Origin of the sequence: Cyclobacterium sp. 1_MG-2023, assembly GCF_030546805.1 — a bacterium.
Taxonomy (GTDB): domain Bacteria; phylum Bacteroidota; class Bacteroidia; order Cytophagales; family Cyclobacteriaceae; genus Cyclobacterium.
Window position 1 is genome coordinate 336485 of record NZ_JAUOPC010000006.1, and the last position, 23931, is coordinate 360415.

Genomic DNA, 23931 nt, shown 5'->3' on the forward strand with positions numbered 1-23931 from the left:
GTTTGTAATAGTTAGATTAATTAATTCCCAATAATTTTTTGTTTAAACCTTCATCCATTCCTGTGGATGCGAAATCGTCAAAGGTTTTTTCGGTTACTCTTATTATTTTTTCACTTATAAATTTAGCTCCTTCAATTGCTCCATTCTCCGGATGCTTGATGGCACATTCCCACTCTAGGACAGCCCATCCATCAAAGTCATATTGAGAAAGTTTACTAAATATCGCATTAAAATCAACTTGGCCATCGCCTAATGAACGGAACCTTCCGGCTCTTTCTATCCAGCTGGAATAGCCTCCATATACTCCTTGTCTCCCTGTAGGATTAAATTCTGCATCCTTGACATGAAACATTTTTATTCTATCCTTATAAATATCGATAAAATCTACATAATTCAGGCATTGCAAGACAAAGTGACTTGGGTCATATAAAATATTTGCCCTTTTGTGATGGTTTACTTTTTCAAGGAATAAATCAAAAGTAACCCCATCATGCAAGTCTTCCCCAGGGTGTAGTTCATAACAAACATCCACGCCATATTTGTCAAACTCATCCAAAATAGGTAGCCATCGTTTGGCCAATTCTTCAAAACCGGTATCTACCAAACCGGCAGGACGCTGAGGCCAAGGGTAAACCGTATGCCACATCAAAGCTCCGCTAAAAGTACCGTGAGTTGTTAAACCGAAGTTTTTACTGGCTTTGGCAGCCATCATCAATTGGTTGGTTGCCCATTCCTGCTTGCCTTTCAGGTCACCGGCTAGTTCAGCAGGAGCAAAAGCATCAAAAAGTTCATTGTATGCCGGACTTACTGCTACCAATTGGCCTTGCAAATGGGTGGAAAAGTCAGAAATTTCTACACCAGCCTCTTTTACAGTATTTTTTATTTGCTCTACATAGTCCAAGTCCTCAGCCGCTTTTTGAAGGTCAATGAGCCTAGCATCCCATGTAGGAATTTGTACGGCTTTGTATCCTATACTTGCAGCCCAAGTACAAATGTCTTTTAAATTATTGAAAGGGGCTTTATCATCTACAAACTGAGCCAAAAATAAGGCTGGTCCTTTAATGGTTTTCATATAGTTTTTGGTTATTTAAAGTTCAAATTTAGTCCATTTTTCATTAGAATTGCTACTTTTTACGACATGCTCAACAAATGCCATTCCGCGCATTCCATCTTCAGCACCCGGATAGTCTTCCCACTCCTTCTTAGGTGTTTCGCCATTTTTTCTGGCATAAAGACACCTGGCAAAATTTCTGTATAAATTGGCAAAAGCCTCAAGGTATCCTTCCGGATGGCCTCCCGGGGTTCTTACGTTTTCTAAGGCCGAAGAAGAAAGGTAAGGGATATTGCCACCTGCGCGGTATATCTGATCCGGTGCTTCAGGATGTCTAACAATTAAAGAATTGGCATTGTCCTGCTCCCATTCAAGCCCCGCTTTTTCACCATATACCCTGATTTTGATATTGTTTTCTGCTCCGGGGGCAATTTGTGTCGCCATTAAAACTCCGGATGCCCCATCTTCAAATTTCAGTAGTACCGCCCCATCATCATCAAGGGTTCTGCCGTCAACCACACAATTAAGGTCAGCACACAGTTTGGTCAATTTTAGTCCACTGACATATTCTGCCAGGTTAAATGCATGGGTGCCTATATCTCCCATACAATTGGCAATGCCACTCTTGCTGGGGTCTGTTCTCCAGATGGCTTGCTTGTAATCTGTATTTTCAAGTTTATTCCAAAGCCAGCCTTGAGGATATTCTACGTATACCTTTCTCACCTTACCAATAACACCTGTAGCAATCAAATGTTTTGCTTCCTTGACCATTGGGTAGCCGGTGTAAGTATGGGTAAGGCAAAACAATAAGCCTGTTTGTTCGATTATTTTGTTAAGCTCTTTTGCTTCTTCATAGCTAAAAGTCATGGGTTTATCCAAAACCACGTGAAAACCATTTTCTAGGGCCTTCTTTGTAGGATCAAAATGAACATGGTTTGGCGTAACAATGGCTACAAAATCAATTCTTTCAGATTCCGGGAGTAGCAACTCTTTTTCAAACATCTCATCGTATGAGCCATATACCCTTTCAGAAGGGAGAAAAAGTTCTTTGCCGGTTTCTGCAGATTTTTCCGGACTACTACTAAAAGCCCCAGCGGCCAATTCAATGATTCCGTCCATTGCTGCTGAAATCCTGTGGACAGCACCTATAAAAGATCCAGGTCCACCGCCAATCATACCCATTTTAAGTTTTCTGTTACTCATTCTTGTGGTCTTTGGTTTTTTGTTGATTAATATTCCGCTTTACCCGTATATTTTTTAATACATTAACATGAATCTACAAATATTGTAAATTGATTAAAATAATTTTAGGAAAATGAGAAATAGTATGCTTGCTTTCTGAAGTGATAAATTTACGTTAAATTGGCTTAAATTTTAAATAATTCTATAGAATGTTTGATAAGTGTCCCTGACTAAATCTCATCAAACTTACCACTAACACACCAAAAAATATGACATTAAATAACAGGTTTAAGCTTTCCCTCATGATGTTTCTAGAGTTTTTCGTTTGGGGATCCTGGTACGTAACTTTAGGTACTTTTTTAGGCAATAACCTTCAGGCCAATGGTGGTCAGTTGGCGGCAGCATTCTCTACCCAATCAATAGGAGCTATTGTTGCACCATTCATAATAGGATTAATAGCAGATAGGTTTTTTAATGCAGAAAAGATATTGGGTATTTCCCACCTCATTGGGGCCGGCTTGATGTACATGATGTATGTTTCAGAAAGTTTTGTCTCCTTTTATCCTTATGTACTAATCTACATGATCATATATATGCCCACATTGGCTTTGGTCAATTCGGTTTCTTTCAATCAGATGAAGGATCCCGCCAAAGAATTTAGCACGATTCGGGTGTGGGGAACGGTAGGCTGGATTGCTTCCGGTTTAATGATTAGCTTTTTCTTTACCTGGGATAGTGCAGCTTCCATTGGAGAAGGAATGCTTAGCAATACCTTTCTAATGTCCTCTATCTCTTCCGTTGTTTTGGGGTTATTTGCCTTTACACTTCCCAAAACTCCTCCTGTTGCTTCTAGTAAGGATGAAAAACAATCGATTTCTGAAATACTTGGTTTAGACGCACTTAAGTTATTGAAAGACAAGGATTTTTCTATTTTCTTTCTTTCCTCTATTCTAATTTGTATCCCTTTGGCATTTTACTATCAGAATGCCAATCCTTTCCTATCCGAAGTAGGTTTAACTAACCCTACCGGTAAAATGACCATAGGGCAGGTTTCGGAAGTGCTGTTTCTTTTGCTGATGCCATTCTTTTTTAAGAAATTTGGATTGAAGACCACCTTGATTGTGGGCATGCTTGCTTGGGTAGTCAGGTATGTAATGTTTGCTTTTGGCGATGCCGGTGAGGGTACCTATTTGTTGCTTATTGGCATAGCATTACATGGGATTTGTTACGATTTCTTCTTCGTTTCCGGACAGATTTATACCGATTCAAAAGCCGGACCGAAATATAAAAGTTCTGCCCAAGGCTTGATTACATTGGCCACCTATGGCATAGGTATGCTGATAGGTTTTTGGATTGCAGGAATAGTTTCAGACTTCTATTTGTTAGAGAATGGGAATCATGTTTGGAAAAATATTTGGCTGATTCCTTCCGGGATAGCCTTGGTGGTTACTGTAATCTTTGTTGTCTTTTTTAAGGACAATGATTTTATCAAAGCCAATGCAGAAAGGAATAGCTTGAAGAACAGCAATGTAATAGAAAAATGAGTAGGCCCCGGACGAAAAAATAGGAACTAATTTAGAGCATTTATAAATAGTAACTGTTGGATTCAGGTAAATGGAAAAATCATACCATTTCTTTATAAATATCAATAGTATTGCAATACCTAAAATAAACAATTGAAGCATATGGCTAATCAAAGTTATGACGCTATTGTCGTTGGATCAGGGATCAGCGGCGGATGGGCGGCAAAGGAACTAACAGAGAAGGGATTAAAAGTACTTCTACTGGAAAGAGGTCCGAACGTGGAGCACGTAAAAGATTATAAAAACGCTACCAAGGCACCATGGGAAGTGCCTCATAGAGGTAGGCGAACAATTGAGATGTTGGAGAACCACCCAAACCTTAGAAGGGACTATGTCCTGAATGAGTTAAACCTTGACTGGTGGGCGCATGAGGATGATTCTCCATATGTAGAAAAAAAGCCATTTACATGGTTTAGAGGTTATCAAGTTGGAGGTCGCTCCTTGCTATGGGGGAGACAAAGTTACAGATGGTCAGATACAGATTTTGAGGCAAATGCCAAACAAGGGATTGCTGTAGATTGGCCCATCAGGTACAAAGACTTGGCCCCTTGGTACAGTTATGTAGAGAAATTTGCCGGTATCTCCGGAAATAAGGATGGATTGGATATTCTTCCTGATGGTGAATTTATGCCTGCCATGCCATTGAACTGCGTTGAAAAGACTGTGGCAGAAAGGGTCAAAGACCATTTTAAGGGAGCAAGGGTAATGACCAATGCAAGAACAGCCAATATTAGTCAGCCGCTTCCGGGAAGACCGGGCTGTCAATACAGAAATAAATGTTCTCTAGGTTGCCCTTATGGTGGCTATTTTAGTACCCAATCTTCTACACTACCTGCAGCAGATGCCACAGGAAATCTTACCTTAAGGCCTTGGTCCATCGTGACCAAAGTGCTTTATGACAAAGATAACAAGCGAGCCACTGGAGTAGAAGTTCTCGATGGAGAAACCAATGAAACTTACGAATTCAATTCCAAAATTGTATTTTTATGTGCTTCAGCTTTCAATTCCTCAGCTATCTTAATGCGTTCTGCCACAGATATATGGCCTGAAGGATTGGGGAGTAGTTCGGGAGAGCTTGGACACAATGTAATGGATCATCACTTCAGGTTAGGAGCAAGAGGTGTAGTCGAAGGCTTCGATGACAAATATTATTTTGGAAGAAGGCCAGGAGGATTTTATGTCCCTAGATATAGAAACCTAGGAAACGAAAGCAGGGATTATGTGAGAGGCTTTGGATACCAAGGAGGAGCAAGTAGACAAGGATGGAGCAGAACAGTTGCTGAATTGGATTTTGGGGCACCTTTGAAAGCGGAGCTTACCGAGCCGGGAGATTGGACCATAGGCATGACAGCATTTGGTGAGATCCTTCCTTACCACAGCAACACCATAAAGCTTAGCAAGACGGTTACTGATAAGTGGGGCATACCTGTTCTGGAAATGGATGCTGAAATCCATGAAAATGAGAAAAAAATGAGAGTAGACATGAAAAACGATGCTGCAGAAATGCTAGAAGCAGCGGGCGTTAAAAATGTTACTACCTATGATACCGGGTATACTTTTGGACAAGGTATACACGAGATGGGTACAGCAAGGATGGGAAGAGACCCTAAAACTTCTGTTTTAAATGGCAATAACCAGGTGTGGGATGCCAAAAATGTTTTTGTAACGGACGGGGCAGCTATGGTTTCTGCAGCAGCCCAAAACCCTTCACTGACATACATGGCCATGACCGCAAGAGCAGCTAGTTTTGCTGTGGAAGAATTGAAAAAAGGTAACCTGTAAACCCAAATTGAAGCGTTATGAATTTTATGAATAGAAGAGAAGCACTTAAAAGCGTGGTACTGATGATGGGAGGGACCATGGTAGGAGCCAATGTGATATTGACAGGCTGTGCTCCCGATAAACAAATTGAAGGCCTGGATTTTTCCGAAGAGGAATTGGCTTATATGGATGAAATCGGGGAGGCCATTATTCCAACCACAGATACCCCGGGAGCCAAGGCTGCAGGGATAGGTTCATTTATGGCCATGATGGTGAAATCTACTTATACTGAAGAACAACAGAAATCCTTTATCAATGGTCTTAATAAGTTGAAACACGATTTTAAAGCCGGCACCGAAAAGGACTTTATGGATGCTTCTGTAGAAGAAAGAACTGACTTTCTGAATCAGGTGAATAAAAAAGCCATGAACCCCGATGCTGAAGATAATAAAGAGGACAAATATATTCTCATGATCAAAGACCTGACACTTTTGGGTTATTTTACCTCTGAGATTGGAGCTACTCAAGCGTTAAGGTTCGTAGAGACACCCGGTAGGTATGAACCTTGTATTGATTATAAAAAAGGAGACAGAGCGTGGGCTATTTGATAGCCATTCAGTGATAAAATTGTAAATCCCGCCTAAGTAGGCGGGATTTTTTTATGCCTAAAATTTTGGAATGCTACATGATATTGTGTATTATACAATGATAAATAAGGTGTAAAACATGACATATTTAATATTGAATATTATAATTTCTTTAAACCTCATGTCCATCTACAATTCTAGTGATAGATATGACAAAAAAGAGATGCTTACAGTAACTGAACTTTCACAGGATTCAAACGGAGAATTTGAAAAATTTGCGACTAATAAGAACATTCCCAGTGAAATACGGGAGCTGACTTTAGAAGCCTTGTCTTATTTTCCGGATTTAATCAATACCAAAATTGATTTTCAGTTTAAGAAAAAAATCAGTGGATCTGTAATGCAGGCCCAGCCGAAAGTCGGCTCTTTATTTAAGCATTCCAAAGACAATCGTTCCTATAAAATAAAAATATCCAGGTATCTTTTTTTAGAAGACAATCCAATTCCAATTGAAGAACTGCCAAAGGATGTTTTCTTAGGTTGGATTGGTCATGAATTGGGGCATATTCAGGATTATTTAAATAGGAGTTCATTGAACCTTCTAGGTTTTGGTATGAAATATTACCTTTCTAATGCGTTCATCACTAAAGCAGAAATAGCTGCCGACAGTTATGCTGTAGCCCATGGCCTTGGTGAGAAAATTATTGCCACCAAAAACTTTGTGTTAAATCACGATCAAATTCCTTTGGCTTATAAGCAAAAAATTGAGGCACTATACCTATCTCCGGGCGAAATTCTGAGTATGGTAGATCCTGATATGGATGAAGAAATAGAGGAGAAGGATCAATCTCTTGATTCCTTATAACAAAGGTTTTGGCATATAATGAACAAGGGTATGCTACTCTTTCAAATTCAAACTGCGTCTAACGATCCATCTTAATAGAAGTTTGGCCCAGCATCAGGATTTTTAAATATTTGCCTATATTAAACCGAAATAGGCATTCTAATTTGCGGGAAATTAGCCAAATATTCTTGCGATTGAAATTTTAGTTCGAATCCTATTTCATTATCCGGATTAAACTTTTACTCAAGGTATAAAATTCCTTTTGGGGCAAAACTGTAGGAACTTAACTCTCCTCGTATAATCTACCGAGTAGAAGATGTGATTAGATTTTTGAAATGTCTGCTTTGCGAACATAGGCCGTATTGTTTCCCCACTCAATTTCATACCACATGTCTTTACTGGCTGAAATGGTGACGCGATGTCCTGCTTCCACTCTTCTGATCAAGTTTCCTGCGGAAGACGGGCTGTCCATGATAAGCACCGGTCCACCTGTTATAATGCCTGTATCAGGTTTGTTTAAAAAATTGTTAGAAACAAATGTGATGATTAAAAATAGCATCGCTGGGTAATAGAAAACCGTTCGTTTGGCGGGGAAGACAAATACCAGGATTAAAAATACCAACATTAACAAAGCAGCAGTTCCGGTAATGATGGTCTTATAATCCAATAATAGCCTAAGAAACCTGTCTTGATCAGAAATTTGATATCCCTCTAGGGACGCCTGTCCGGTCAAAGATTTGATTTTATCAATGACTTCAGGATTTGGGTTATAATCATAATACTTGGAAAGGTAAAGAGATGCTTTACCATAATCCCCCAAACCTTCAGAGATAAAGCCCATCTTTATTAGCATGGCCGGAGAGTAAGCATTTTCTTGATAAAGAATGTTTTCATAGACTTCTAAGGCCTCTTTGTATTTTTTTTCTGAAAATAAGCTATCGGCAGTCGAAAGACTTGTTTTTCCCTCGACCTGACTATCAGCCTGATGCGGGTAACCCAGTGAGAAAGCTGATAAAAAAACAAGAAAGATCCATCTAAGATTTGGCATTTTCAATATAGTCCTTTAAATTTGCAGTCCAATTACGGGAAACTAAGGCGAAAAACCAAGGAATCTTTTGATATTAAACCTTGAAAAAAGGAGTCAAATAATTGGAATAATGATTCTGTAGCTCAGCTGGTAGAGCATAACACTTTTAATGTTAGGGTCCTGGGTTCGAACCCCAGCGGGATCACATCAAAACAAAAAAACCTGTTCAATTGAACAGGTTTTTTTGTTTTGTACCGTACATGGTAATTAACCAGGTAATGGCCCGCTATGGGAGTTTGTGATCGCCAACCATTGGCTGAATCCAAAGGTGTGCACTGAATAGTGGAATCAGAAGGAAGTTGGAAGTAAAACTCCGATCTGATGAACACGAATCATATCAATCATCATATCAGAAACTATCCTTCAGCTCACTTTAAACTCAATGACTGTAAAAGGTCACCAAAATGTATTCAGATGCCAATAGAAATGTAAAACTATTTGGTTCATTTTCTTTTTCACTTTTTCTATTACTTTGCCCTATCATTAATAACCGGGATTCTGTACCAAATGAGGTGCTTTATTCATTTCATCATTTGGAATGGGTATCCAGTACATTTTTTTGTCAACCGTACGATCCTGAACCGTTAATCGTCTCCAGATGGTGTTTACTGTTCCATCATCTAGGTTACTGGTTTCCACAATCTCAATTCCTTTGGCATCATCAAGTTTTTCTTCAAGAATCTTCCATCTCCTGATGTCAAACCACCGGATATTTTCAAAAGTAAATTCAATTTCTCTTTCATACCGAAGTGCCTCTTCAATATCTCCGGTAAAATCAGGCATACCGGCCCGGTTTCTGATCATATTGATATATGTTGCTGCCTCTTCGGTTTCGCCTAGCTCTAAGCTAGCTTCAGCATAGTTTAAAATTATCTCAGCGTATCTAAGCCATATCCAGACATTTTCATTGTATTGGTCTTTGCCAATAACTTCATGGTCCATCATCTTCTTCATCAAATAGCCTGTGTAGCCGGCATTCCATGAATGTACAGGTCCCTGCCGGGTATCAATGCCTACAAGGCTGCTTACCTCATTGCCTCCTTGTATAGTAATACGGGTTCGTCTGTCATAAATACCCAGAGGATCTCTTTCTTGCAGGTCAGAAAATCGTGGTTGCCAATTTGCACTATCATATAATATAGAACCATAGAACCTCGGTTCACGGTGATAGTATGGGTTTTCGTTTGTGTACTTATCTGAAATGTTCTGATAATAACTATTTTCATCTAGCGTGAAATGATCTGAAAAGCTAGATCCATCTTCCATCTGGTAAGTATCTACTAGATCTTGAGTAGGATTATTGCTTCCATAGTTTGATAATCCATTGGGGCCCTGCCATAAGTTATTTCTATGCCGTTCCCCAACATCAGCTACAAACATTTTACCCCAAATCACCTCATTGCTGGAAAGATCCTTTTGTCTGAAGAAATCATAATAATTGTTAGCCACTGCCTCTTTATCCGGGGCTCCAAAATCAGCAAGGGAATAGGTGTTCATTTCAATCACCTCTTTTGCTGCATTTTTTGCTGCCAACCAAAGTGCTGCTCTATCCGGGTTTTCGTAACCTACATATTTATTTTCAGCTGTACCATCAGCGGTAAGGTCACTGGCTGCAAACAGCAAGATACGTGACTTGAGCGCCAATGCCGCCCCTTTGGTTGCCCTTCCCATTTCCATTTCATTCTTTGGTAAAAGAAGGTTCGCCGCATTGTCACAATCCTGCACTATAAAATTGACCGTTTCTTCAAAAGATCCCCTTGGTGTTCCTAAATAATCATCTCCTATCCCGAAAGGTTCTGTTAATATAGGAAGGCCGCCAAAAGTACGGGCCATCTGAGCATAGGAAAAGGCCCTGAGGAATAAGGCTTCTCCTTTCAATATTTCAGCTTTTATTTGTGCTGCTTCTCGTTCATTTTCTTGCGTGTTTTCTACTACCTGATCAATATTTGCAAGGAAGGTATTGATGATTTGAATATTGTCAAATAGCTGCCAATTGAGAAACCTGAACCGAGCATGATTGAAAGGCCCCATGTTAGAAGGAGTTATGTTCCCCTGAACATAAACATCTGTTCCATAGATATGGATAAAAAAGGTATGGTCAGATACCCCGGCGAGGTTTAAATTGGTGTTAAACCCACTTGAAATATTACGATAGGCAGTATTCAAATAGCTATTGGCAAGGTTGATGTCCGACCAAACCAGCTCCTCAGAATATCTGTCTAATGGGGCTTTATCCAAAACTTCATCTACACAGGAAGACATCAAAAGTAGAAAAACTGATAAAATTTTAATATTTATATATTTTTTCATGACGATTGTTTTATATCTAATTAGAAAGAAACACTTGTACCAAATGAAAGGACTCTCATGATTGGATAGTTATTAAGATTTCCAAGTTCAGGGTCCATAATATCAGTTCCGGTATGGATCAGGAATAAGTTTTGACCTGTAACAAATACTCTCGCAGTGGAAACTTGAATTGCTTCTAAGAGATGGGTGGGAATAGTGTAGGAAAGCTGGAGATTCTTTAAGCGAGCATAAGACGTATTGTGATAGGAATAGTCTGTCCTAAAATTTAACCGCCAATATTCCTCTTCTCTTTCAAATGCTCTGGGCTTATCCGCATCAATATTATCGGGAGTCCATCTACCTTCTGCGTCATATTGAAAATAATTGCCTGAACTACCTTGTAATGACGTGTACATTAATCTCATTGCTCTTCCTGCACCTTGCACCAGTCCTCTTAATTCCCAATTTTCATACTTAACATTAAAAGAAAGACCATAGGTGATTTGTGGATTGGTTGTCCTGTCATACAAGGTTCTGTCGTCGTTATTAATGATGCCATTGCCATCATAGTCTTCGATGATAATGTCACCGGGACGTGCACCAGGTACATGAGGTAAAGAGTTCACATGCTCTTCATCCCTGAAAATACCTATTGATCGATAAAGCAAGGCAGATCCTTGAGGATGACCAGTCTGAACCTGCCAGGGAACATTTCGTTCCGGTTCGTCAAATTCAATTACACTGTTACGGGCAAAGGCAAGGTTCCCATTTATTCCATAGGAGAACTTTGGTTTTTGGTCGTTGTATCCCAGAATAACTTCAAACCCCTTGTTGTCTACGATGCCAAAATTTTCATCCGGTAAGGAGATGCCGGTGTAGTTGGGAACTGAAGCACTCCTTTGAACAAGAATGTTGTTTCTTCTTTCATAAAAAAATTCGGTATCTAAACTCAACCTTCCGTCTAAGAAATTTGACTCAAATCCTGCATTGTATACATTGGCCACTTCCCAAGTAATAAAAGGGTTTGGTGTTCCGGTTAGGTTTAGACCAGTGTTATAATTCCTACCTGACCCGAATACGGTGCCTTGGTCAAACTCATAACTTGTGAGGTATTGGAATGGATTTACCAGATCGTTCCCCATCTTACCCCAAGATGCTTTGATTTTGAAAAAATCAATAAAGCCGATATTGTCTTTCCAAAAATCTTCATTGGAAGCATTCCAACCTGCAAGCACCCCCGGGAAATTCCCCCAACGGCCACTTTCTTCTGAGAACCTAAGGGAACCGTCTCTTCGGAAACTAAACTGGAATAAATAAGTTTCCTTAAAATTATAACTAAACCTACCAAAATAGTTTACCCTAGCATCTATATCAATCCATCCACCGTTATCTTTTTCCGCATTTCCTCCGGCGAATAAGTAGGGCAGCTCATCGGAAACAAAATATCTTCTGAATGCCTCAATTCCCTGACCTGAATATTCAGAATTTTCGTAGGAAATAAAAGTGCTGATATTGTGAACCTCATTAAGGGTTTTGTCATAGTTCAATTTTAAATTAAAAGTATTGGTAATGGTATTGTCAAAGAAATCTCTAAGTCTTGGTTCTGGTGCCTGACCACTGGGAATTCCGGTTAGAAATGCCGATCCATCTTCACTACCGGTATTCCCTGCAGCCAAATACCCTCCCACGTCCAAGTGATAAAGGTTAAAAGGCCTTTCGAACAATTTTCTTTGCTTGAAGTAAATATCATAAGCATAATAACTGGAGAGTGTCAAACCTTCGACTCCGGGAATTTTGAAATTGGCAGAAAGCGTATTGTTGCTTCGGTATCGTCTGTCATCATCATACCCCGGTTCAAATGATGAGATCACAAGGGGCTGGTCTCCTCGTTCTACATCAGGTCCTGGTAAGCCGTTGGGCCAAGTTGCTGTTTCTGTAGGATAGCCTCTAATCAAATGGGCAAACACTGTTCCTGAACCTCTGGTAGGGAACATCCTTTTTTCTTGAGATGCAATAATATTAATACCTACATCTAAATATTCGTTGACTTTTACGTCTACATTTGTCGTTAGATTATACCGATTAAAAGAACTTGCAGAGTTGGAATAAATGCCTCCATCATATTGCGTGCCTAAAGCTGCATAGTAATTAACAGATTCACCACCACCACTAACAGAGAAATTATGGCTGCGGTTTCTGCTGTAATCAGCTAGTCCTGCACCAAACCAATCCGTATTGGGATGTGTCCAGGGCAAATTTCCTGCTTTGTATTTTTCAATATCCTCTAAAGAAAAAGACATGTTCGCTTCGTCCACTCCCCTGTAAGATTGCATTTCTCGGATCATCTGTGCATAAGTGGGGGCGTCTGCCATTTCAGGAACCATGGTAGGTGATAGAAACCCTTCGTAAAATTCATACCTGAAGGTGGCAGGAGTATTCTTTAACCCGCCTTTGGTAGTAACAAGGATAACACCGTTGGCAGCCCTGGAACCATAAATAGCAGCTGATGCATCTTTAAGTACGGTGATACTTTCAATATTATTAGCTGGAACCGAATTCAAGTCCCGTCCGGGTATTCCGTCAATAACAACTAAAGGACTGTTATTACCCAAGGTGGAACTTCCTCTGACCAAAATAGAAGCTTGGTCATTCCCCGGTTCACCACTCGTTTGTTGAACAATAGCTCCCGGTAGACGTCCTGCTAAGGCATTAGAAATTGTGGAGACTGGAGCAGCACTTAATTCTTCCTTACCTATGGTTGTCACAGAACCGATTACATTGACTTTTTTCTGAGTTCCATATCCCACCACTACTACCTCTTCTAGGCCTTGGATATCTTCTTCCATTATAATGTCAATCACAGCCCTGCCATTCAAGGGTACTTCCTGTGTAAGGTATCCAATGGAGGAAAAAACAAGTATATCACCTTCATTCGGAACATTAAGCGAATAGGTGCCATCAAGGTCCGTGACTGTGCCTATGGCTGTGCCCTTGACTAATATGCTGACGCCGGGAATTTGCTCTCCGTTAGATGAGGTGACTGTACCTGAGACATTTATGAATTCTCCATTTGCAAACGAACTGCTAACCATCAAAATTTGTCCTAAAATGCCAATAAAGGAATAGGTGATGATCCTGAAAAGCGATTGGGAAAGTGCTTTTTTCATACTTTGGGTTTTTTGGGTTTATTATTTATTTTATTTCTGTTAGAAAGGGTTTAGCATATTCATAACCCCACCGTTTGGAGAGCTGTCTCTCCAAATACAACCTTCCTGTCTGTCTCTATTGATTGTGGTAAGCAGAAGTCAACAGGTGTCCCTTGGTTATTGGACAAACCAATTAATCCCAATATAATTTTAAATTTAAAAAAATAACATATTTTAATGGAATACTTTTATTTTATACACTGTGATAATATTATATGTATTTTAATATAAGTAACATTTTATTTTAAGTGTTTTCCTGTATTTCCATCCATTTTAAGTGTTTTTTAGTTTGATTTAAGTTGCTTAAAAGGGTGGATTTCAGTTATAGTTTGACTTATATATTTTAAGGCCTGGCCTTCATTTATCTACCAACAGCTTTCCTCTGTCCTTTTTTATCTAGCTAATTAAGTGGAAGGCACTTTTAAATCTGATGATTAGGGTAGCTCCTATATTTAGTGGATTTGGCCTAATTTTTAATTGACGCATTCGATGATATCTTCAAAAAATATGGGAATTGGATTAAATTTCGGTTAAATTTATTTTTACACTTAATAATTGACCCAAGGAATACGATGTCGATTAGATGGATACATTTATTTCTGGTAATGATGGCATTCTCCTGTAAGCCCAATTTACCGGAACCAATAGCTGAGGCAATGGAAGACCTTCCGGAGCAAGTGGATTTTAATATCCATGTGAAACCCATTTTATCGGACAATTGCTTTTCATGTCATGGTCCCGATGAGGCTGCCAGAGAAGCCGGTATGAGGCTTGACCTTCCGGATGCAGCTTATGCGGCCACAAAGGAAAGTGGTAAAATTCCCATTAGCCCGGGGAAGTTGAAGGAAAGTGAAGTTTTTCACCGGATCATATCAGAAGACCCCAATTTCCAAATGCCTACCCCTGAGTCTCACCTGACTTTAACCAACAGGCAAAAAGCAATCCTAATAAAATGGATCCAATCCGGGGCCGAATACCGCCCCCACTGGGCATTCATTACGCCGGAATTACCGGATATTCCGGCGGCTAAAATCCAAAATTGGTCCAAAAAACCCATTGACCTTTTCATAGGTAGGCAACTTTTTGAACATGGTTTTCAACCTAGCCCCCCTGCCACCAAAGAATTACTTTTGAGAAGATTAAGCTTGGATGTAACCGGGCTACCCCCAAGTTTGGAAGAATTGGATGCCTTTCTGGCTGACAGTTCGGAAAACGCCTATGAAAAGCAAGTTGATCGATTGCTAAACTCAGCCCATTATGGAGAGCAGATGGCCTTGTATTGGATGGATCTTGCAAGGTTTGCCGATACGCATGGATATACCGTAGATAGGATTAGAGACATGTCACCATGGCGCGATTGGGTAATAGAGGCTTACAATCAGAATATGTCCTATGATCAGTTTATCACTGAGCAATTGGCCGGTGATCAACTGCCAAAAGCTACGAAAAATCAAAAGCTGGCCACTGCCTTTAATCGCATTCATCCCCAAAACATGGAAGGAGGGATTGTTCAGGAGGAATTTAGGGTAGAATATGTTGCAGACAGGACCAATACACTGGGCAAAGCTTTTATGGCCCTAAGTCTGGAATGTGCGAGGTGTCATGACCATAAGTTTGACCCCATTAGCCAGAAAGAATACTTCCAGCTAAGTAGTTTCTTCAATCAAGTAGATGAAGCAGGACAGATTTCCTGGGACGATGCAATGCCTGTACCCACGATGCTTTGGACGGATGAAGAAAAAGACAATCTGCTTAAGATGTTAGAGGCCGATATAAACCAAGCGGAAAAGATCTTGGCCAACATAAAAAATAATGAACAGGACAATTTTAAATCTTGGATCAATAATGAATCCTACAAAAATTCCCGCTTTTACAATCCATCAAAATCACTAATCGCGCATTTTGATTTTGATAAAACCCCTTTGCAAGACAAGATAAATCCTTCTGTTAGAGGTATTATGGAAAGTACGGGAGAAAAAAGCAAACAGCCCGAATTGGTGGAAGGATATATAGGTAAGGCAGCTTCTTTAAATGGTGATTCTTGGTTGAAGATGGGAGGCGTAGGTAGTTTTTCTAAGGATCAACCTTTCAGTGTAGGCATATGGGTGAACATCCCGTCGGACTTAGAAAATGGAGTGATTTTCCATACCGGAAATGGAGCGGTATTGTTCAATAGGCGTGGTTATCACTTGTATTTGAAGGACAATAAATTGGAAATGATTCTTGCCCATACGGCTCCATACAATGTCATAAGTAACCTGACAATTGAGGACGTTCCTAGAGATCAGTGGGTCCATTTATTAATGACTTATGATGGCTCATCCAAGGCCAAGGGAATTAAAACCTATGCCAATGGTGTACTGATGGAAAGCGAAGTGTCCAGAGACAACCTGTACAAAGACATACTTTTTGCAGGTAATGACCAACCGGGGATTCAGGTAGGAGCTGTTTGGAGAGGAAGAGGGCTAAAAGGTGCGGCAGTGGATGAGCTCCAAATATTCAACAAGGAATTGACAGCTTTGGAAATTCTTGAATGGTTACAACCTAAAGAATTTGCTCAGCTGATCAATAAAAAGGTTTCCGAATTAAGTACAGTTGAGAGAAAAATCTTGGAGACTTTCTACTGGCATAATGTATCAAAAAGGTATCAGGAACAATTGAAGGTATTAGAAAAAGCCCGAAGCGAACATACTGCCGAGGTGGAACCTATACAAGAAGTAATGGTAATGGAGGACATGAATCCCCCGAGACCCACTTATATTTTGGAGCGGGGAGAATATGCGGCACATGGTGAGGAAGTTGAAGCCGGCACACCGGAGTCCATTCTGCCCATGCCGGAAAATTATCCAAAAAACCGGCTAGGCCTGGCCCGGTGGTTGGTAGATCCAAAACATCCGCTGACAGCAAGAGTGGCAGTAAACCGCCTTTGGCAGCAATTTTTTGGTAAAGGTTTGGTTGCTACTTCTTCAGATTTTGGGAACCAAGGAGAAATGCCCAGTCATCCGGAATTATTGGATTGGTTGGCGGTAACTTTTAGAAGCTCCGGCTGGGATGTAAAAAAAATACAGAAAATGATATTGTTGTCTGCCACTTATAGACAGTCTTCTTTGGCCGGAAAAGATTTACAGGAAAAGGACCCTGACAACACATGGCTGGCTCGGGGCCCTTCCGGGAGAATGGCAGGTGAAATGATCAGAGACAATGCGCTTTTTGCCAGCAGTATGCTGGGAAAAAAGATTGGAGGCCCAAGTGTCAAACCTTATCAACCTGAGGGACTATGGTCTGTAAATGGTGGTCAATATGTAGAGGACACCGGCGAAAACCTGTTCAGGAGAAGTTTATATACCTTATGGAAACGTTCTGTGCCTAATCCCACCTTGCATATATTTGATGCGCCGGAAAGATCAGAAGCGACCATTAAAAGACAGGAAACCAACACACCCCTTCAAGCCTTGGTGCTAATGAATGATCCCATTTATGTGGAAATAGCAAAAGTGATGGGCATGCAGATAGCTTCAGAACAGGACACCGGTAAGGCCATTCAAAATGCTTTTCGAAAGCTGACGGGTAGGTTTCCTAAAGATGCAGAACTGGCAGTTTTATTAAATTTAAAGGAAGCAGAACTAGAAAAGTTTAAAAAATCTCCCGAGAAAATGGACGGATGGCTCAATACCGGAGCTTATCCCGTGCAAAAAAGCCCGGACCAATATGAATGGGCGGCCAATACTGTGGTAGCGAGTGCCATACTCAACGCTGACGCTACCATCACCAAAAGATAATTGACTATGTGCAACCACCATAAAAAACATCAGTTTCAAGCTTATCCGGAGCTTCATGAGCTGGAGAAAAAGATAGACCGCAGGCATTTTCTCACCAAAACAGCCATGGGAATGGGAGGCTTGGCTTTGGCTTCCCTATTTTCCAGTGATGGACTTATGGCCAAAGGAACGGATACCATGCTCGGCTCAGGCTTGCCGGGCCTTCCGCACCATGCGCCCAAAGCCAAGCGAATTATTTATCTTTTTCAAAGTGGAGGACCTTCACAGTTGGACCTTTTTGATTATAAGCCGGGCCTAAGTGATAGGCATGGTCAAGACCTTCCGGAATCCATCCGTGGAAGCCAACGCCTCACTGGTATGAGTGCCAATCAAAGTATTTTTCCGGTAGCTCAATCCAGCTTTAATTTTCAGCAGTATGGAAAGAGTCGGACTTGGGTAAGTGAACTGATGCCACATATGGCTGAAGTGGTCGATGAGCTTTGTTTTATTAAATCCATGATCACCGAACAAATTAACCATGACCCGGCCATTACATTTATGCAAACCGGACATCAGTTGCCCGGAAGGCCCTCAATGGGCGCCTGGTTATCCTATGGTCTTGGTTCTGAAAATCAAAACTTGCCGGGTTTTGTTGTCCTTGTATCCAAGGATGCCGTAAGGGATCAGCCCTTGTATGCAAGGCTTTGGGGCAATGGGTTTTTGCCTTCCCAGCATCAAGGGGTTCAATTCAGGTCCGGAAAAGACCCTGTTCTTTTCTTGGGCAATCCGGAAAATTATGATGGGAATGACCGTAAAGAAATGCTGGATTACTTAAAAACTTTAAATGGACTCCAGTACGATACTTATGGAGACCCAGAGATCAATGCCAGAATTGCTCAGTATGAAATGGCTTTCCGTATGCAGTCCTCAGTTCCTGAGGTATCGGATATGTCTGATGAACCTGATTGGGTATTTGATTTGTACGGTGAGTCAAGTAGAGACCCCGGCACCTATGCGGCCAATTGTCTTTTGGCTAGGAAGCTAATAGAAAAGGATGTAAAATTTGTACAGCTTTACCATCAGGGATGGGACCAGCATGGCAACTTACCCAATGGAATAAAAAATCAATGTGCAAAAACGGATCAGGCAAGTGCTGCCCTTATCAAAGATCTTAAACAAAGAGGGCTTCTGGAAGATACCTTGGTCGTTTGGGGTGGAGAGTTTGGTAGAACCGTATACAGTCAAGGGACATTGACGGCCGATAATTATGGGAGAGACCACCACCCTCGCTGTTTTACCATGTGGATGGCCGGTGCAGGGGTTAAACCAGGCTTTACTTATGGTGAAACGGATGATTTTGGATACAATGTCACCAAAGACCCGGTACATGTGCATGATTTCCATGCCAGCCTTATGCACCTTTTTGGAGTCGATCACGAAAAACTAATTTTTAAACATCAAGGCAGGAGGTACCGCCTTACCGATGTTGCCGGGAATGTAGTCAATGGACTTTTTACTTGAGAAAATAAAGAACACTGATACCCTTTTATCTGTTATAACTTAAAGATAAAACCCTAACCTAGGGCCAAAATACTTGCCTCTCCTTTTAAAAAACTGATCATAATAAACGGCCCCTTGAATGCCTATACTCCATTTGTTGTAAAATTCTTTCCGCAAACTAAATTGAGCAGGAAAAGTGATGCCTTGTGTATAATCGTCTACATTAAAAAAACCACGGTATTCCTGTTTGTCCTCATTGAAATATACAGGTTCATAGTAATTATTCCGATCCACATACATACCTAGTCCAACTCCTCCCTCTAGCAAAATAGAAAATGGAAGTTCTAGCTTTCTATTTACCATGAATGAAAAATGGTCTGAAGTGAGTGTTCCGTTTAGAGGTAATGGAATACCCATTACAGGTGTCCCAGCCATAGATTCTCGATAATAATTGTTCCAAGAACGATTAAGGGAAACACCCATGGACCAGTGATTATCTACTTGATAAAAAAAGCCCAGGTTTGCATTTAATCCAACACTTGGTAATTCTATGGCCCTTTGATCAGTAATAGTAAAATGGCCAAGGTTAAAATGTAGGTCTAAATTTTGGGCCGATAGCCCACCCATCGTAAAAAACAAAAGTCCTGCAATTGTTAAAAGCTTGCTCATGAATTGATATTAAAAACGGTACCGAATTTCCGGTCCTAAATGAAATGATCCAATATCGTAAAAAGGAGTTAGAAAGAAGCCTGATTTAATGCCCCCATAAAGGTTTTTCCCGATATTTTTATTGATATTTAATTCTAAAGGCATTGTGAAATCCCTGTAGAATTCAGTGATTTGCGTAATTGGATCTATTTCATCATTACTGTACTCCAGGTAGTACCCAATACCTGTGCCCACTGCCAGCAACCATCCTTTTTTTAACGGAAACTTTTTTTGAAAAGTAAGGAAAAAAAGGTTTGCTTTCTCCCGGATTTTTAAGCCATTTCTATCAGAAGTATGATTGAAGCGTCCAAACATATAATTGGAAGACAGGGCAAATTTATCGTTGAAATGGTAGTCAAACTTAATCCCGAAAGAGGGCCCAAGTGTTCCTTTAGTGTAGTTTCCAAAACTTGTCGGTGAAAATACACCGGCATAAATACCCATATCATATTGCTGAGCAAAAGTGACTGATACTACCAAATTCAGAAAAACAACAATAACAAATTTCTTCATAGCATTGCAAAATTAGGGAAATTATGCAACTATTAGTTGACTTCCAATTCGTTATAAGACCCATAAATGTTTAACCAACTATAAGATAGGTTGTTGCATTAATAGGTTAGTAGAAAAAAATTATTTTTCAAGCTATTGATGAATGGCATCAAATCTTTTCTGTAAATCCTGAAGGTCTGATTCCTCTTCAATGGAAATTTCGGCCAAATTCAGGATCATTTTTGCGTGTTTATTTATTATTTGTTTCTGTTTTTTGTCTTGTGTAAAATCAGAAAGGGTGGCCATGGCTGCCATCAAATGGATAATTACAGGTGGGTTTCCTTTGGCATATTGTCTGATGGCGTTGAAGGCAGCACCCATCATTCCTTCAAAGGTCAGTGCATTGGCATAAATCCTCAACCTATTGTTCTTTCCAAGTCGATAAGGGGAGGGAAATTTTACTGTGGTAAGATAAGCAATGGTATTGCTTAAATTATCTATACAAGCAATGGCTGTATAAGGATCATTTACGCCGGGAGAAAGGGCTCTGGCCGCGATTTCCACCATTTGATGAATGGCATGTTCCGCATCCTGTTCAGAAGTTCGGGTTCTTCCGGTTAGGAAGCTGTTTTGGATTGGTTTTATCTCCTCATCTGAAAGCTTGCTATGGGAATAAAGCTTTCCCATTTCTTTTCCGGGAAAAACGTAATCCCCAGGCCGAAAGTGAAGTTCTAAGTAGAGGTCTTTTTCCATAACCTCTTCCATCAGGCGCTCCCCATCCACATACTGCAAATAGCCTTCTTTATTGCTTTTTAAGGGTAGCTTATAAGAGAAGTTGGATCTTACTTTTTCCAAATCAAAATTGGAGTCGGCAGCTTGTCCTATTTCTTCCGGAAATAGCGTTTTTAAGTTCTGGGAAATGCTTTTTGAAATTTTACCAATGATATTATCTGCCTGTATGCTATTGGCCACATGGTGGATAAAAACAATTAGTAATACAATGTTTGCCAGGGTCATCACCAAGGCGAAAAAGACCGAAATAATCGGTATAAACTCCAATTCATCAGTATCCTTAACCGTGTTTAATACAATCAAACAGTAAATAAATAAAGAAACGTATGTCCCTAAAACTGTTTGGTTGATTCGGTCATACATGAAATTTTTGATCAATCTGGGGCCAAATTGATTACTTGCCAATGTAAGGGCCACTAAGGTAATCGAAAATACTGTGCCTGCTACCCCAATCATGGCGCCGGCAATGGTGCTAAGAATATTTTTGGCAGCATCCGGACTGCCGGGAAATAAATACTTCCAAGGACCCTGTGGATCAATCGTCTGTATGCTGTCTAAATAAACAAGCCAAAAGGGAAGAGCAATGCCTAAAATTATAATCCATACAGGCACAAACCAAAATGTAGACTTGAGCTTAGACCACCAGAAAAGCAATTTCTTCATAATAAATCATTTAAGTGACTAAATCCAAGTTACCAAATAAGCCATAGTATTCTACAGAAATAAATTTTATGGGGGCCACTGAACAGTTAATTGCTCGGTTATGTGGATTTAGATTCCTTTGCTAAATTTCCGCTTTAATTCTTGAAAATAAACTGGAAAAGGATTTCCCAGTCTCTTATCTCTTAACGGTAAAAGCAGCCACCATTCCTGAAGTAACGATGCCCATAATTGGTGCACCTAGAATACTTTGAATCATATAACTTTTAAAATTAAAGTAATCACTGGCCTCTTGTTTGGTCATTTTACCTGAATCTACAGCATAGGCAATGACATTTTCAAAATAGTCAGGCGTGATGATCGAAAGTGTAATCCATTGGGTAAGTGGGGTGAGGATAGTGACTACCAGTGTTATCAACAAACCTGTTTTGACTCCCTGCCAATAGGTCATTTTGCCTGCATAGTAAACCTTTCTTTTTTCCAATAAGCCTAATACATAGATGATAATTGCCGGGATGGCAATAAAATTTGTATAAGTCGCATGATGGGCAATGTAGGTATCATGCAAGCCTACAGAGCGTTCGATAAACATCCAAATCAGGCCCATAAAGGCAAAGATTAATCCCCACTTAATTTCAATGAGATACTTTTTCATTGCTTATATTTTTTACATTGAATACAATCCAAAGGTATTTCCTTCGGTATCCATACCTATAGCACAATAGCCATGTTCCCCAATTTGAAATTTAGGCTGAATTACTTGTCCACCTGCAGCGGCTATTCTTCCTTGTTCTACCGCACAGTCTTCACAAGAAAAATATACCAGTGTACCTCCGGTTCCAGGCTTCATCTCACTTGATTTCACCAATGCACCGGAAGCATTGATACCTCCATCTACATAGGGGAAGCAAACCATTCTTAGGTCTCCGGCTCCTTCAGGTACCTTCATGTCTTCCAAGGCTTGCTCTAATACTTGGCTATAAAATTTCTTTGCACGGTCCATATCCTCGACATAGATTTCAAACCAGTTTACGGGATTTACTTTTGAGTTCATAGGTTGTTTATTTGGTTAAAGTTGATAATCTAAGTGATTGTGAATAATATCTTTGGTTCGAAGACTTTGACTTTTTTACATGAATTCTAAATTTTTAAAGACTATAAAAGAGTCCATTAGCTCCCACTGAGCATACTGAAATAAATGATAGGCGCTTCAAGCTTCCGACGGTCGGAGAGCTCTTACCAATGCACATATATTTTACCCATACTTTTACCTGATTCCAGAGAAGTATGGGCCTCAGCTAAATTTTCTATAGCATATTTTCCACCTACTACTGGAGCTATTTTTTTATTTTCATACAGCTTGATAAGTTCTTTTAAGCAAGTGCCAATTACTTCCACCTTATGGTCTGCAAAACGCAACATATTCACCCCGATAACTGCTTGTGCCTTCATCATCATGAAAAGTGGGCTTATAAAACCGGTTTTTAATAAAAAGGAAAGGTCATTGATCAGGTTATCCTTTTGGCCACTTCTGGCGGCACCACCAAAACAAAAGAGTTTGCCTCCATACGTCAGTAGTTTTAAATCTTTTTTAAAACTTTTTCCGGCTACGGCATTGAATACATGATCTACGGCTCTATCACCAAAATTTTTGATAATCCAATCCATATAATCTGTCTCCTTATAATTGATGGGGTAATCTACCTTTAAAGTTCTCAGGTAGTCCATTTTCTCATTGGAACTGCATAGACCAATTACTTTTACCCCCTTTAATTGACACAGCTGGGTAAGTGCAGTACCTACTCCTCCGGCACAGGCATGAATCAAGGCAATTTCCCCCTTACGCACTTGTTGGAAGTAATGGCTCATATAGTATGCCGTGCAATACTGGGTGGCCAATGCACAGGCTTCTCCACCTGAAATTTCATCCGAAATTATCCCCAAAGCTTTGTAGTCTGCCAAGGCCTCAGATGCATATCCACCAAATCGAGTAAATGCCACCACTCGCTTTCCTTTCAAAGGTAAAGGTACTCGGTCACCAACTTTTTTTACTTTACCTACGACTTCATATCCTGGTACAAAAGGAAGTTCAGGAGCCTCTTTATACAGTCCGTTTCTTGCCATCACATCAGCATAATTCAAACCAAAGCCTTCGACCTCAATTTGCACCTCATGTTCCTGAGGATTAGGAGAAGGGGCTTCTTGAATTTGGAATGCCTTGTTTGCAGGTCCGTATTCAACAATTGTTGCCTGTTTCATTTCACATAGAAATCTTGTCAACATCAATATACAATGTTTTCTTGAAATGACGGGAACTGTAGGAGTTAGAAATAGCCTTTGACCATTAAGGAGGGATTATGGTGGGCTGTAAATTTTTCTGTTGGACAAGAGAGAAAAAACTGTTGATTAATAAGTTTTATTGAATATTTTT

17 protein-coding genes and 1 tRNA gene are annotated in these 23931 nt (G+C 40.1%); 7 read left to right on the forward strand and 11 right to left on the reverse strand.

Going from position 1 to position 23931, the window contains the following annotated elements; genetic code table 11:
• Positions 1 to 16 precede the first annotated feature (16 nt).
• Together Q4534_RS12145 and Q4534_RS12150 are read right to left on the reverse strand one after the other, a co-directional pair.
• On the reverse strand, positions 17 to 1072 hold the full coding sequence (locus Q4534_RS12145; RefSeq protein WP_303613444.1) for a sugar phosphate isomerase/epimerase: 1056 nt from the start codon (positions 1070 to 1072) through the stop codon (positions 17 to 19).
• Positions 1073 to 1087: 15 nt separating this feature from the next.
• A complete protein-coding gene (locus Q4534_RS12150) occupies positions 1088 to 2254 on the reverse strand; it encodes a Gfo/Idh/MocA family protein (RefSeq protein ID WP_303613445.1) in 1167 nt (388 codons plus the stop codon).
• Positions 2255 to 2502: 248 nt separating this feature from the next.
• On the opposite strand from Q4534_RS12150, the gene Q4534_RS12155 reads away from it, so the two are divergent.
• The 4 genes from Q4534_RS12155 to Q4534_RS12170 all read left to right on the forward strand — a co-directional run bounded on the left by Q4534_RS12155 (position 2503) and on the right by Q4534_RS12170 (position 7029).
• On the forward strand, positions 2503 to 3777 hold the full coding sequence (locus tag Q4534_RS12155; protein ID WP_303613446.1) for a nucleoside permease: 1275 nt from the start codon (positions 2503 to 2505) through the stop codon (positions 3775 to 3777).
• Positions 3778 to 3918: 141 nt separating this feature from the next.
• A complete protein-coding gene (locus Q4534_RS12160) occupies positions 3919 to 5598 on the forward strand; it encodes a GMC oxidoreductase (protein ID WP_303613447.1) in 1680 nt (559 codons plus the stop codon).
• A gap of 26 nt (positions 5599 to 5624) precedes the next feature.
• Positions 5625 to 6185 (forward strand): gluconate 2-dehydrogenase subunit 3 family protein, encoded by a 561-nt coding sequence (locus tag Q4534_RS12165; protein WP_303613476.1) that lies wholly within the window; start codon positions 5625 to 5627, stop codon positions 6183 to 6185.
• A 118-nt stretch (positions 6186 to 6303) separates the two neighbouring features.
• The gene (locus Q4534_RS12170) at positions 6304 to 7029 is read left to right on the forward strand and encodes a hypothetical protein (RefSeq protein WP_303613448.1); all 726 of its coding nucleotides are present in this window, start codon (positions 6304 to 6306) and stop codon (positions 7027 to 7029) included.
• Between the two features lie 301 nt (positions 7030 to 7330).
• Here the strand turns inward: Q4534_RS12170 and Q4534_RS12175 are convergent, their stop codons facing one another.
• Complete coding sequence (locus Q4534_RS12175) at positions 7331 to 8056, reverse strand: SH3 domain-containing protein (protein ID WP_303613449.1); 726 nt, start codon at positions 8054 to 8056, stop codon at positions 7331 to 7333.
• Positions 8057 to 8167: 111 nt separating this feature from the next.
• Here Q4534_RS12175 and Q4534_RS12180 point away from each other — a divergent pair.
• A tRNA-Lys gene (locus Q4534_RS12180) sits at positions 8168 to 8240 on the forward strand.
• 338 nt (positions 8241 to 8578) lie between these two features.
• Here the strand turns inward: Q4534_RS12180 and Q4534_RS12185 are convergent.
• Together Q4534_RS12185 and Q4534_RS12190 are read right to left on the reverse strand one after the other, a co-directional pair.
• Complete coding sequence (locus Q4534_RS12185) at positions 8579 to 10405, reverse strand: RagB/SusD family nutrient uptake outer membrane protein (protein ID WP_303613450.1); 1827 nt, start codon at positions 10403 to 10405, stop codon at positions 8579 to 8581.
• Positions 10406 to 10425: 20 nt separating this feature from the next.
• Positions 10426 to 13551: a TonB-dependent receptor gene (locus Q4534_RS12190; RefSeq protein WP_303613451.1), complete on the reverse strand. Its 3126-nt coding sequence runs from the start codon at positions 13549 to 13551 to the stop codon at positions 10426 to 10428.
• Positions 13552 to 14162: 611 nt separating this feature from the next.
• On the opposite strand from Q4534_RS12190, the gene Q4534_RS12195 reads away from it, so the two are divergent.
• Together Q4534_RS12195 and Q4534_RS12200 are read left to right on the forward strand one after the other, a co-directional pair.
• On the forward strand, positions 14163 to 17369 hold the full coding sequence (locus Q4534_RS12195; RefSeq protein WP_303613452.1) for a DUF1553 domain-containing protein: 3207 nt from the start codon (positions 14163 to 14165) through the stop codon (positions 17367 to 17369).
• 6 nt (positions 17370 to 17375) lie between these two features.
• Complete coding sequence (locus Q4534_RS12200; protein ID WP_303613453.1) at positions 17376 to 18869, forward strand: DUF1501 domain-containing protein; 1494 nt, start codon at positions 17376 to 17378, stop codon at positions 18867 to 18869.
• 39 nt (positions 18870 to 18908) lie between these two features.
• Here the strand turns inward: Q4534_RS12200 and Q4534_RS12205 are convergent, their stop codons facing one another.
• The 6 genes from Q4534_RS12205 to Q4534_RS12230 all read right to left on the reverse strand — a co-directional run bounded on the left by Q4534_RS12205 (position 18909) and on the right by Q4534_RS12230 (position 23759).
• Positions 18909 to 19517 (reverse strand): transporter, encoded by a 609-nt coding sequence (locus Q4534_RS12205; protein ID WP_303613454.1) that lies wholly within the window; start codon positions 19515 to 19517, stop codon positions 18909 to 18911.
• 9 nt (positions 19518 to 19526) lie between these two features.
• On the reverse strand, positions 19527 to 20069 hold the full coding sequence (locus Q4534_RS12210) for an outer membrane beta-barrel protein (RefSeq protein ID WP_303613455.1): 543 nt from the start codon (positions 20067 to 20069) through the stop codon (positions 19527 to 19529).
• Positions 20070 to 20201: 132 nt separating this feature from the next.
• On the reverse strand, positions 20202 to 21503 hold the full coding sequence (locus Q4534_RS12215) for a DUF2254 domain-containing protein (protein ID WP_303613456.1): 1302 nt from the start codon (positions 21501 to 21503) through the stop codon (positions 20202 to 20204).
• A gap of 175 nt (positions 21504 to 21678) precedes the next feature.
• The gene (locus Q4534_RS12220) at positions 21679 to 22155 is read right to left on the reverse strand and encodes a DUF4199 domain-containing protein (RefSeq protein ID WP_303613457.1); all 477 of its coding nucleotides are present in this window, start codon (positions 22153 to 22155) and stop codon (positions 21679 to 21681) included.
• A 12-nt stretch (positions 22156 to 22167) separates the two neighbouring features.
• Complete coding sequence (locus Q4534_RS12225; RefSeq protein ID WP_303613458.1) at positions 22168 to 22554, reverse strand: VOC family protein; 387 nt, start codon at positions 22552 to 22554, stop codon at positions 22168 to 22170.
• Between the two features lie 182 nt (positions 22555 to 22736).
• Positions 22737 to 23759 (reverse strand): zinc-binding dehydrogenase, encoded by a 1023-nt coding sequence (locus Q4534_RS12230; protein WP_303613459.1) that lies wholly within the window; start codon positions 23757 to 23759, stop codon positions 22737 to 22739.
• Positions 23760 to 23931: the final 172 nt, after the last annotated feature.